Annotated in this window: 8 protein-coding genes; 7 read left to right on the plus strand and 1 reads right to left on the minus strand. The window is 74.6% G+C overall.

Going from position 1 to position 12,002, the window contains the following annotated elements; translation table 11 throughout:
• The first annotated feature begins 133 nt into the window (after nt 1–133).
• The 5 genes from AVW11_RS15180 to AVW11_RS15200 all read left to right on the plus strand — a co-directional run bounded on the left by AVW11_RS15180 (nt 134) and on the right by AVW11_RS15200 (nt 9,465).
• Complete coding sequence (locus tag AVW11_RS15180; RefSeq protein WP_076044243.1) at nt 134–3,217, plus strand: FHA domain-containing protein; 3,084 nt, start codon at nt 134–136, stop codon at nt 3,215–3,217.
• A 174-nt stretch (nt 3,218–3,391) separates the two neighbouring features.
• On the plus strand, nt 3,392–4,750 hold the full coding sequence (locus AVW11_RS15185; RefSeq protein WP_060180433.1) for an ABC transporter substrate-binding protein: 1,359 nt from the start codon (nt 3,392–3,394) through the stop codon (nt 4,748–4,750).
• Between the two features lie 5 nt (nt 4,751–4,755).
• Nucleotides 4,756–6,072 (plus strand): carbohydrate ABC transporter permease, encoded by a 1,317-nt coding sequence (locus AVW11_RS15190; RefSeq protein ID WP_234331029.1) that lies wholly within the window; start codon nt 4,756–4,758, stop codon nt 6,070–6,072.
• The gene (locus AVW11_RS15195) at nt 6,069–7,061 is read left to right on the plus strand and encodes a carbohydrate ABC transporter permease (RefSeq protein WP_076044244.1); all 993 of its coding nucleotides are present in this window, start codon (nt 6,069–6,071) and stop codon (nt 7,059–7,061) included. The genes AVW11_RS15190 and AVW11_RS15195 overlap by 4 nt, the downstream gene beginning before the upstream one ends.
• 136 nt (nt 7,062–7,197) lie before the next feature.
• Nucleotides 7,198–9,465 (plus strand): bifunctional glycosyltransferase/CDP-glycerol:glycerophosphate glycerophosphotransferase, encoded by a 2,268-nt coding sequence (locus AVW11_RS15200; protein ID WP_079250632.1) that lies wholly within the window; start codon nt 7,198–7,200, stop codon nt 9,463–9,465.
• Nucleotides 9,466–9,490: 25 nt separating this feature from the next.
• Here the strand turns inward: AVW11_RS15200 and AVW11_RS15205 are convergent, their stop codons facing one another.
• Nucleotides 9,491–10,144 (minus strand): TetR/AcrR family transcriptional regulator, encoded by a 654-nt coding sequence (locus AVW11_RS15205; RefSeq protein WP_076044246.1) that lies wholly within the window; start codon nt 10,142–10,144, stop codon nt 9,491–9,493.
• 116 nt (nt 10,145–10,260) lie between these two features.
• Between AVW11_RS15205 and AVW11_RS15210 the strand changes: the two genes are divergently transcribed.
• A complete protein-coding gene (locus AVW11_RS15210; protein ID WP_076044247.1) occupies nt 10,261–11,169 on the plus strand; it encodes an ABC transporter permease in 909 nt (302 codons plus the stop codon).
• On the plus strand, nt 11,162–11,953 hold the full coding sequence (locus AVW11_RS15215; protein WP_076044248.1) for an ABC transporter ATP-binding protein: 792 nt from the start codon (nt 11,162–11,164) through the stop codon (nt 11,951–11,953). Before AVW11_RS15210 ends, AVW11_RS15215 begins: the two co-directional genes overlap by 8 nt.
• Nucleotides 11,954–12,002: the final 49 nt, after the last annotated feature.

The following is a 12,002-nucleotide window of genomic DNA, read 5'->3' on the forward strand; positions in this document are numbered from 1 at the left end:
GAGCCCCGCCTTCCGGGCAGACCTGACCGGACGACGCGTCCGTGCCGGGCGGGGGGCGATCGGGCACGCGTGTCACGGGACCCCCTGCCGGGCGCACTCACCGCGCACCGCGCAGAAGGGACCGCTGACGGCGATGCAGATCCGGCTGACCGTCCTCGGGTCGCGCAGCGGCCACCAGACCGCGACCGCCCCCGCGAGCTGTGACGTGCTCGTCACCGCGCCGGCCGGCACCGCGCTGGCCGCGGTCGCCTCCGGGCTCGCGGCCACCGTCGGCGGCCCCGACACCGGCGGCACGATCGTGCTGTACGCGGGCTCCGAGCGCCTCGACCTCCAGCGGCGGGTGCTGGGCGAGCCGCCCTTGGTGGACGGCGCGGTGCTGGCGCTGCACTCCCCGATGCCGGACGTGCTGCCCGAGGACGGCCTCGGCGCACCCCAGCTGCACGTCGTGGCCGGACCCGACGCGGGCGGGGTGCACCTGCTGCACGGCGGGCAGATCCGGGTCGGCCGGTCCTCCGACGCCGACGTCCCGCTGGACGACCCCGACGTGTCCCGGATGCACTGCGCGGTGACGGTGATCGGCGACGGCCGGGTCGCCGTCGCCGACCTGGAGTCGACGAACGGCACCACCCTCGACGGCTCCCCGGTCGGGATCCAGCCGGTCGCCCTGCCGCCGGGGGCCCTGCTGCGGGTCGGCGAGTCCACCCTGCGGCTGGCGCCCGCCGGTCCGCCCGCGCTGGCGGTGACCCCGGACCAGGAGGGCCACCTGGCCCTGGCCGCACCCGCCGGCCCGGACGGCCCCGCGGGGGCCTTCCCCGACGCCCCCGGGAGCGCGGCCGGCGCCCGCGGCCCGGCCGGCCCCGGAACGCACGGCCCGGCCGGCCCGGGAGCGTCCGGCCCGCACGCCCGGGTCGCCGCCGACAGGGCGGGGGGCGCCTCCGGCACCGCCGCAGGACCGGCAGGGCCGTACGGGCCGGCCGGCGCGGTCGGAGCGGCCCGTCCGGGCGCGCCCGACTCCCCCGGCGGGTCCGACGGGTCCGGACCGGACGGGTCGCGGCCCGGGTCCGGCCGCCGCAAGGGCCTCGGCGCGTGGGCCCGCAAGTGGGTGCGCGGGGAGGACGTCGCGCAGGCAGCTCCCGAGGCGGCCGTCGCCGCCGCCCAGCCGCACCCCGACGACCCGGCCGCGCTGCTGCTGGCCGCGATGGGGCCCACCGCGCGCCTGTGGTCCCGTACGTCCGGGCGGGCCGCCGGCTCCGCGCCGCTGGAGGTCGGGCTCGGCGCCGGGAGCCGGGTGTCGCTGCCCGCCGTGGGCGCCCTCGGCCTGGCCGGCCCGCGGGCCCGGATGTCCGGGGCCGCCCGCTGGGTGGTCGCGCAGCTCGCCGGGCTCCACGCGCCCGGGCAGCTGGAGATCGTGCTCGTCTGCGCCGACCGGGCCCGTCCGCTCGCCGACCGGCGCCGCGACTGGGGCTGGCTGGGCTGGCTGCCCCACGTACGGCCCGCGCACGGCCAGGACTGCCGCCTGCTCCTCGCGTTCGACCGCGACCAGGCCGCCGCCCGCACGGCCGAGCTGACCCGGCGCCTCGACGACGGTCCGCTCGGCGCGCACTGGGCGAGCGCCTCCGCCGAGCGGGTCCGTGAGACGGCCGACGCCTACGCGGGCCCGTACACCCTCCTCGTCCTCGACGGCGATCCCGGCACCGGTGCGCTGCGCGACATCACCGGCCGGCTCGCCTCGCACGGCCCGGCCGCCGGGATCCACGTCCTGGCGCTCGCCGAGGCCCCGGCCGCCACCCCCGCCTCCCCGGTCTGCGACACCTACGAGACCGCCTGCGCGGCCGTCCCGGCCTTCCGGGACTGCGGTGCGGTCGCCCTGCTCAGCGGGGACGTGGCCACGGCCGTCCGGACCTTCGAGATCCAAGGCGGCCGGCCGGTCCCGGTCGGGGGCACCGCCGTGTCCGACGCCGTCTCCACCGCCTGGGCCGAGCGGTTCGCGCGGGCTCTGGCACCTCTGCGGCCCTCCGACGCGGGGGTCGGCGGGCCGAGCCGTCCCACGGCCGCCACGCTGCCCGCCACGGCGCGGCTGCTGGACGAGCTGGGGCTGGCCCGGGCCACCCCGGCCTCCCTGATGGCCCGCTGGGCTGCCGCCACCGACCAGGGGCAGGGCCAGGGCGGCCTGGCCGAGATCGTGCTGGGCAGCGGGCGGCGCGGCCCCGTCGGCACCGAACTCGTCCACGACGGCCCGCACCTGATCGTGGAGGGGCCGGCCGGCAGCGGGCGGACCGAGCTGCTGCGGTCGGTGGCCGCGTCGCTGTCCTCAGGCGCCCGCCCGGACCGGCTGGGGCTGGTGCTCCTCGACGGGGCGGGCGGCGAGCGCGGCGACGGGCTGCTGCCCTGCACCGAACTCCCGCACGTCTCCGCCCACCTGGTCGCCTCCGATCCGGTGCGCATGCGCGAGTTCGCGCAGGCGCTGGGCGCGGAGCTCAAGCGGCGCGCCGAGCTGCTGGACGGTGTCCACTTCGCCGAGTGGCACGCGCAGCGCGAGGTGTCCGGCCGGATGGTCGCGCCCCGCCGGCCCGCCCCGGGCGAGGTCCGCGGCGATGGCGGCCCGTCGGCCGGCTCGCCGGGCGCCGGCGAGCCCGTGCGGACGGGAACGCTCCGGCTGCGCGCCTCGGTCACCCGCACGGAGCCGGTCGGGCCGAGCCCGCTGCCCCGCCTGGTGGTGCTGGTGGACGACCTCGACGCGCTGGTCGCGCCCGGGCTGGGCAGTGCGGGCCGGCCCGCCGCCGGCTCGGTGGTGCGGGCGCTGGAGGCGGTGGCCCGTGACGGCGCCCGGCTGGGCGTGCACCTGGTGGCGAGCACCTCCCGCCCGGACCGCACGGCCGACACCGGCCCGGCCCGGATGGCCGCCCTGCGGGTGCAGCTGGAGGCCCCGGACCAGCCCGGGCCCGGCCGCGGCGTGCTGCGCTTCGCGGACGGCCGTACGGTCCCCTTCCAGGCGGGCCGGGTCACCGGGCGGATCCCGCGGACGGCGACCCTGCGGCCGACGGTGGTCCCGGTGGAGTGGGAGCGGATGGGCGATCCGCCGGCCCGCCGGCCGGTGCGCGAGCTGGGCAACGGCCCGACCGACCTGGCGCTGCTGGCCAGCGCCCTGGACCGGGCTGCGCACCTGGTCTCGGCGATACCCGTGCTGTTTCCGCCGGCACCCCAGGACGCCTCGTAGGGGGGTCGTGTCGATCAGGTGGGAAGCGCTCGCTGCGGGCGTCGCGAGTCCCGCGTGATCGGCGAGGACACCCCTGGGCCCCGCGCCCGTCCCGGTGACGCGGTATTGCGGGGCCGCGCGGGTCGGCGTAGACCTTGTGGTCCGGGACACACCACGGGTATCGGGGGCAGAGCCATGCGCGAGCACGGAACGGGCCGTACGCATCTCAGGTGGGCGGCGCTGGCCGCGGCGGGCGCGCTCGCGCTCACCGCGTGCGGGGGCGGCGGGGAGAAGGAACCGGGGGCACCGCAGGGCGCAACGGCCTCGCCCGGGGTGGCGTTACCGCGGCTGGACGGCGAGAAGCTCCAGGTCGCGGCCGTCTGGACGGGCCCCGAGCAGGAGAACTTCACGAAGGTCCTCAAGGAGTTCGAGAAGCGGACGGGTGCCACCGTCACCTTCGTCCCGGCCCAGGACCCGATCGTCACCTTCCTCGGCACGAAGATCGCCGGCGGGGCTCCGCCGGACGTCGCGCTGCTGCCGCAGGTCGGGGCGCTGGTCTCGGCGGTGGAGAACAAGTGGGCGCAGCCGGTGGGACCGCAGGCGCAGGCGCAGCTGGACAAGAACTACTCGCCGGGCTGGAAGTCGCTGGGCGCGGTCGGCGGCACCCAGTACGGCGTCTACTACAAGGCCGCCAACAAGTCGCTGATCTGGTACAACGCGAAGGCCTTCGAGGCGGCGGGCGTGAAGCCGCCGACGACCTGGAAGGAACTGATCACCGCGGCGGACACCCTGTCGGCGTCGGGCACCCCCGCGGTCTCGGTCGCGGGCGCGGACGGCTGGACCCTCACGGACTGGTTCGAGAACATCTACCTCTCGCAGGCGGGACCGGAGAAGTACGACCGGTTGGCCAAGCACGAGATCAAGTGGACCGACGACAGCGTCAAGCAGGCCCTGACCACCCTCGGTGAGCTGTTCGGACGCAAGGACTTCCTGGCGGGCGGCACGAGCGGGGCGCTGGCCACCGAGTTCCCCAAGTCGGTGACGCAGACCTTCACGGGCGGCGACCGGCCGGCGGCCGCGATGGTCTTCGAGGGCGACTTCGTCGCGGTGAACATCGGGCAGACCGAGGCGAAGGTCGGCGAGGACGCCCTGGTGTTCCCCTTCCCGGCGGTCGGTGCGAAGGCCCCGGTGGTCTCCGGCGGTGACGTGGCCGTCGCGCTGAAGCCCTCGAAGGGCGCGCAGGCGCTGCTGACGTTCCTGGCGTCGGCGGACGCGGCGCAGATCCAGGCCCGCGAGGGCGGTTTCCTCTCCCCGAACAAGGCGGTCGACCCGGCGGCGTACCCGAACGACATCCAGCGGAACATCGCCAAGGCGCTGATCGAGGCGGGCGACGACTTCCGCTTCGACATGTCGGACCAGGCGCCGGCGGCGTTCGGCGGGACGCCGGGCGCGGGCGAGTGGAAGGCGCTCCAGGACTTCCTGGCGAACCCGTCCGACGTGGCGGGGACCCAGGCGAAGCTGGAGGCGGACGCGGCCAAGGCCTACGGGAACTGATCCCCGTGACGGCCCCCGCCGCGCACGGCCTGTCCGCCGAGGCACGGCGCCGCCGCCTGGTGGCGGCGGCGTTCCTGCTGCCGGCCCTCGTGCTGCTCGGCGCGCTCGTCGTGCAGCCGATCGGCTACTCGCTCTACCGCAGCTTCTTCGACCGCTCCGGCGATGTGTTCGTCGGCGGCGACAACTACCGGGAGATCTTCGCCGACGACGGCATCCGCACCGCTTTGAAGAACACGGCGGTGTGGGTGGTGCTCGCCCCCGCCACGGCCACCGCCCTGGGGTTGATCTTCGCGGTGCTCACCGAACGGGTGCGCTGGGGCACGGCGTTCAAGCTGCTGGTGTTCATGCCGATGGCGATCTCGATGCTGGCGGCGGGCATCATCTTCCGGCTCGTCTACGACCACGACCCGGACCGCGGCGTCGCCAACGCGGTGTGGGTGGGCGTCCACGACACCTTCGCGCAGTCCTCGGCCTTCCCCAAGGCCCGTCCGGGCCGCGACTCCCCGCTGGCGGACGCGGGCGGGGGCGCCTTCGTGACCCGCGAGCCGGTGCGCGCGGGCAGTCCGGTGCTGCTCCCGCTGGTCGGCGTGGCCCCGGAGGCGCTGCCCGAGGGGACCCGGGCGGCGGGCACCCCGGCCGCGGCCGCGGGGGAGGTCACCGGCACCGTCTGGCAGGACTTCACTCGGGGCGGGGGCGGCGCGACGAATGTGGTCGACGGAGGCGAGCAGGGCTTCTCGGGGATGCGGATCGAGGCGGTGAAGGACGGCCGGGTGGTCGACACCGCGACGAGCCGCGCCGACGGCACCTTCACGCTGTCGGCGAAGGCGGACGGGGCGCTGCTGCGGCTGCCCGCGGCCAACTTCCGGGAGGCGTACGGCGGGGTGGAGTGGCTCGGCCCGGCGCTCGTCACCCCGGCGGTCATCGGGGCGTACGTGTGGATGTGGGCCGGTTTCGCGATGGTGCTGATCGGGGCCGGGCTGGCCGCCGTACCGCGGGAGCTGCTGGAGGCGGCGCGGGTGGACGGGGCGAACGAGTGGCAGGTGTTCCGGCGGATCACCGTCCCGCTGCTGGCGCCCCTGCTGGCGGTCGTGCTCGTCACGCTCGTCATCAACGTCATGAAGATCTTCGACCTGGTCTTCGTGATCGCGCCGGGCGCGGTGCAGGACGACGCGAACGTGCTCGCGCTCCAGCTGTACCGCACCTCCTTCGGCACCGACGCCGATCCGGGTCTGGGCAGCGCCATCGCCGTGCTGCTGCTGTTGCTGGTGATCCCGGTGATGCTCCTGAACATCCGCCGTCTGCGGAAGGAGGGGGCCCGATGAGCCGTTCCGAGGCCGCCCCGGACCCGAGCCGAGAACTCCGCCCGCCCGTCGGTGAGGACGGCGCCCCGTCCGGCGGCGGAGCGGCCCGACGTGGCGGCCCGGGCACCGCGGGCGGCCCGGCCCGGCGGGCCGGACGTGCGGCGACGTGGGCCGGGCGGGCCGCGGGCGGCCTGGCCGGCGGGGCCGTGCGCGTCTTCCTGGTCGTGGCGGCGCTGTTCTGGCTGCTGCCCACCCTGGGGCTGCTCCTGTCCTCCCTCGTCTCCCCGACCGATCTGAACGCCGGCGGCTGGTGGCAGGTGTTCGGCGCGCCGTCGCGGCTGACCGCCGACAACTACGAGCGGCTGCTGGCCAACGAAACGATCACCTCCTCGCTGCTGAACACGTTCGCGATCGCAGTGCCGGCCACCCTGCTCGTGCTGGCCCTCGGCTCGCTCGCCGGATACGCCTTCGCCTGGCTGGAGTTCCCCGGCCGGGACTGGCTCTTCCTGGTCGTCGTCGGACTGCTCGTCGTGCCCGTGCAGGTGGCCCTGATCCCGGTGTCGGAACTCTTCGGCACCATCGGGCTGTTCGAGACCACGGCGGGCGTGGTGCTCTTCCACACCGCCTTCGGTCTGCCCTTCGCGGTGTTCCTGCTGCGCAACTTCTTCGCGGAGATCCCGCGCGAGCTGCTGGAGGCGGCCCGCCTCGACGGGGCGGGCGAACTGCGGCTGTTCACACGGGTGGTGCTGCCGCTGGGCGGTCCGGCGATCGCCTCGCTCGGCATCTTCCAGTTCCTGTGGGTGTGGAACGACATGCTGGTGGCGCTGGTCTTCGCCGACTCGGCCAACCCGCCGATCACGGTCGCGCTCCAGCAGCAGGTACGGCAGTTCGGGAACAACATCGACGTGCTGGCGCCCGGCGCGTTCCTGTCGATGGTGGTCCCGCTCGCCGTCTTCTTCGCCTTCCAGCGGCAGTTCGTCACGGGGGTGATGGCCGGCGCGGTCAAATAGCCGCGCACACACACCACACGCACACCTCCCACGTGCCGCGTTGACGCTCCGTAACCCGAATGCCGCACTCTGCGTAACCCGGTCGCCACGCCGGGGGTTCCTGGGCAATATGCCCGCGCCGACCCCTGGATGTCCCGTGCCCCGGTTCAGCGTCATCGTGCCCGCGTACAAGGTCCAGGCCTATCTCCGGGAGAGCCTGGACTCGGTCCTGACGCAGTCGTACCCGGACCTGGAACTGATCGCCGTCGACGACGCCTCCCCCGACGCCTGCGGGTCGATCATCGACGAGTACGCGGCCCGCGACCCGCGGGTGACCGCGGTGCACCTGGCGCACAACCTGGGGCTGGGCCCGGCCCGGAACGCGGGCCTGGCCCGGGCCACCGGCGACTACCTGGTCTTCCTCGACGGCGACGACACCCTCGCCCCGGGCGCCCTGCAGGCCCTCACCGACCGGCTGAAGGCCACCGGCTCCCCCGACGTCCTGGTCTACGACTACGCGCGCGCCTACTGGTCCGGGGAACTGGTGCGCAACCGGCTCTCGCACCGGCTGTCCGAGGAGGGTCCGGGCAGCTTCCGGCTCAGCGACCGGCCCGCGCTGCTCGCCATGCTGATGGTGGTGTGGAACAAGGCGTACCGCCGCGAGTACATCGAACGCGAGGGCCTCGCATTCCCGCCGGGGCTCTACGAGGACACTCCCTGGACCTATGCGGCGCTGCTGGCCGCGGAGTCCGTCGCCGTCCTGGACCGGGTCTGCGTCCACTACCGCCAGCGGCGCACCGGATCGATCCTGACCACCTCCACCCCCCGCCACCTGGAGATCTTCGACCAGTACGACCGGGTCTTCGGCTACCTCGCCGGACGGCCCGAGCTGGAGCGCTGGCGCTCCACCCTGCACCGCCGGATGGCCGAGCACTTCTGCGCCGTCCACGCCGACCCCCGCCGACTCCCGCGCGCCAGCCGGGCCGAGTTCTTCGCCCGGGCGTCCGCCCTGCTGCGCCGCTACCGCGCCCCGGGCGCCCGGAGTTCGCTGCCGCTGTCCCTGTCGCGGACCGACCGGATCCGGCACACGCTGATGCGGCTGGGCCTGCGGCGGTGCTACCGGACGCTGTCGGTGCTGCGCTCGGCGGGTCTCGCGCTGGGCCGGGCCGGCGCAGCACTGGGGCGGGGCCTGCGGGAGTCCTCGCTGCGGCTGCACTACCGGATCCAGCGGCTCCTGCCGCTGCGCCCGGAGCTCGCGGTCTTCTCCGCGTACTGGCACGGCGGGTACGCCTGCAACCCGGCGGCGATCGAGGCCAAGCTGCGCGAACTGGCACCCCGGATGCGGACGGCGTGGATCTGCGACCCGGCGCACTCAGCGACGCTCCCGCGGGAGACGGTGGCGCTGCGTCCCGGTTCGGCCGCGTACTTCAGCGCCCTGGCCCGGGCCGGGTACCTGGTCACCAACGTCAACTTCGACCGGGCGCTGGTCAAGCGGCCCGGTCAGATCCTGCTCCAGACCCAGCACGGCACCCCGCTCAAGCGCGTCGGCCTCGACCTCCAGGACCGGCCGGCGGCCGCCCCGACCGCGGACTTCGCGGGCCTGCTGCGCGGCGCCGACCAGTGGGACTACCTGCTCTCCGCGAACCGGCACTCCACGCTGGTGTGGGAGAAGGCCGTCCCGGCCTCGTACACGACCCTCGAATACGGCTACCCCCGCAACGACGTCTTCCACCGGGCGAGCCGGAAGGACGTGCTGGAGCTGCGCGAACGGCTGGGGATCCCGGCCGGCTCGACGGCGATCCTGTACGCCCCCACCCACCGCGACTACCGCCGCAGCCGTCCGGACCACCTGGACTTCGAGCGGCTGCTGCGCGACCTCGGCCCGCGCTTCACGGTGCTGGTCCGCACCCACCTGACCTACGCGGACGCCGACCGCTCGTGGGAGCCGCACCCGCGCCTGGTGGACGTCAGCGCGCACCCGTCGGTGGAGGAGCTGTGCCTCGCCTCCGACGCGCTCGTCACGGACTACTCGTCCCTGATGTTCGACTACGCGGCGCTGGACCGGCCGATCGTGATCCACGCCGACGACTGGGAGGCGTACGAGGCGGCCCGCGGCACCTACTTCGACCTGCGGTCGTGTCCGCCGGGCGCGATCGCCCGCACCCAGGACGAGCTGGTGGACATCTTCACCACGGGCCACTGGCAGGGCTCGCGCTCCGCCCAGCTGCGCTCCGCCTTCCGCGCGCGCTTCTGCCCCTACGACGACGGGCACGCGGCGGAGCGCGTGGTCCGCCGGGTGTTCCTGGGCCAGACGGCGCCGTCCCCGGCGGTCGTCCCGCTCCCGGACCGCCACCCGGCCCCGCCGGCCCCGACCCCCGCCCCGCAACCCGTGCCGGAGCCGACGCTGGCACACGTCTGGCCGTAGGGCGCACCCGCCCTGCGCGGGATCCTCAGGCCGGGCCCGGGGCCGACTTCAGGCCTGCGACCACCTGGTGGGCCAGGGTGTCCAGGTGGGCGGGGGTCACCGCGTCGCGGACGACGACCTGGCGCCAGTAGAGCGGGCCGATCAGCAGGTCGAGGGCGTGGTCGGGGCTGATCTCCGTGGGGAGTTCGCCGCGGGCCACGGCGTCCGAGACGATGCCCTGCGCCATGCGGTGCTGGCCGTCGAGGAGGGCGCCGCGGACGGCGTCGGCGATCTCCGGGTTGCGGGACGCCTCGACCAGGAGGTCGGGGATCACCGCGGAGGCCACCGGGTGGCGCAGCACGTGTGACATGACCTCCAGCAGGGCTCGTACGTCTCCGTAGAGGGAGCCCGTCGCCGGCACGGGCAGGCCGTCCACCGCGAAGGCCCCGACCAGGTCCAGCACCAGGTGCAGCTTGGACTTCCATCGCCGGTAGACCGCCGTCTTGCCGACCCCTGCGCGCCGCGCGATGCCCTCGATGGACATCCGGGAGAACCCGACCGCGGCCAGCTCCTCCAGCACCGCGGTGCGGATCGCCTCCGTCACGTCCTCGCGCAGGACGGCGGCGCCGGCGGGGGCGCGGCGGGCGGAGGCGGCGGAGGTGGCGGGGGCTGGGGCTGCGGGGGCTGGGTCCGTGGTCATGCACAGAGCATAGCCGCGCACCGTTACGACGATACGGTTGCGTTCCATCGCTCAGCGCCATAACCTCGCCGTAGCGACGATACGGACCCGTCCCGACCTACGTCGAAAGCGAACCTGTGACCACCGCGACCGCACCCCAGACCGCGACCGCCACCTCCGCGGAGCTCGCACGGCTGGCCGCCGCCCACGGCCTCACGCTCAGCGGCGCCCGCCCCACGCTCCCCCGCTACATCGCCCAGCTCTGGCAGCGCCGCCACTTCGTCGGCGCCTACGCCACCGCCCGCATGCAGGCCACGTACAGCACGGCCCGGCTCGGCCAGGTCTGGCACCTGGTGACACCGCTGCTCAACGCGGCGGTCTACTACTTCATCTTCGGACTCGTCCTGAAGGCCAGCCACGGTGTGCCGGACTACGTCCCCTTCCTGATCACCGGTGTCTTCGTCTGGGACTTCGTCAGCAGCTCCGTGAACGCCGGCACCCGCTCCGTCCACAGCAACCTCGGCCTGGTCCGCGCCCTGCACTTCCCCCGCGCGAGCCTGCCCCTCTCCACCGTCGTGCAGCTCTTCCAGCAGCTGCTGGTCTCCATGGCCGCCCTGGTGATCCTGCTGCTGGCCTTCGGGCAGACGCCCGGCCCGGCCTGGCTGCTGGCCCTGCCGGCTCTCCTGCTGACGGCCGTCTTCGCCGCCGGCTGCGCCATGGTCATGGCCCGCATCGGCAGCAAGAGCCCCGACGTCAGCCAGCTGATGCCGTTCGTCCTGCGGACGTGGATGTACTCCTCGGGCGTCATGTGGTCCATCGACCAGATGCTCGGCAAGAACGACCTGCCGCACTGGCTGCTGGTGGCGCTCAAGGCCAACCCGCCGGCCGTCTACATCGACCTGATGCGCTTCGCGCTGATCGACAGCTTCCCCGCGCACGCGCTCCCGCACCACGTCTGGCCGCTGGCCGTCGGCTGGGCGCTGCTCGCGGGCGTCGGCGGATTCATCTATTTCTGGAAGGCGGAGGAGGCGTACGGACGTGGCTGACACCCCGACGCACACCGACACCCGGGTGCCCACCGTGATCGCGGACGGCGTCCACGTCATCTACAAGGTGCACGGCGCCGGCGCCCGCAGGGGCGGCGCCACGGCGGCCCTCAGTCGGATCTTCTGCCGCCGGACCGCCCCGGGGATGAGCGAGGTGCACGCGGTCAAGGGCGTCTCCTTCACCGCCTACGAAGGCGAGGCCATCGGCCTCATCGGCTCCAACGGCTCGGGCAAGTCCACGCTCCTCAGGGCCATCGCCGGCCTCCAGCCGGTGGCCCGCGGCCGGATCTTCTCGCACGGCCAGCCATCCCTGCTGGGCGTGAACGCGGCCCTGATGAACGACCTGACCGGCGAACGCAACGTCATCCTCGGCGGCCTGGCGATGGGCATGACCCGGCAGCAGATCCACGAGCGCTACGACGGCATCGTCGACTTCTCCGGCATCAACGACAAGGGCGACTTCATCTCGCTGCCGATGCGCACGTACTCCTCCGGCATGGGCGCCCGGCTGCGCTTCTCCATCGCGGCCGCCAAGGACCACGACGTCCTGATGATCGACGAAGCGCTGGCCACGGGCGACGCGGCCTTCCAACGGCGCAGCCAGGCCCGCATCGCGGAACTCCGCGAGCGCGCCGGCACCGTCTTCCTGGTCAGCCACTCCCTCCACACGGTCCGCGAGACCTGCGACCGCGCGATCTGGCTGGACTCCGGCGTCCTGCGCATGGACGGCCCGGCGCCAGAGGTCTGCGCCGCCTACGAGGACTCCGGCCGCGCCGCCGCTTGAGGCGCCCCGCGGCACGTGAACGGGCCGGGCCCGGGACCTCGCGGTCCCG

This window comes from Streptomyces amritsarensis, assembly GCF_001953875.1.
In the GTDB taxonomy this organism is placed as follows: Bacteria; Actinomycetota; Actinomycetes; order Streptomycetales; family Streptomycetaceae; genus Streptomyces; species Streptomyces amritsarensis.

Bases quoted from the DNA above. Each gene is read 5' to 3' on its own strand.
- AVW11_RS15180 (WP_076044243.1), top strand. From the start codon at position 134: ATGCAGATCCGGCTGACCGTCCTCGGGTCGCGCAGCGGCCACCAGACC.
- AVW11_RS15185 (WP_060180433.1), top strand. From the start codon at position 3,392: ATGCGCGAGCACGGAACGGGCCGTACGCATCTCAGGTGGGCGGCGCTG.
- AVW11_RS15195 (WP_076044244.1), top strand. From the start codon at position 6,069: ATGAGCCGTTCCGAGGCCGCCCCGGACCCGAGCCGAGAACTCCGCCCG.
- AVW11_RS15205 (WP_076044246.1), bottom strand. From the start codon at position 10,144: ATGACCACGGACCCAGCCCCCGCAGCCCCAGCCCCCGCCACCTCCGCC.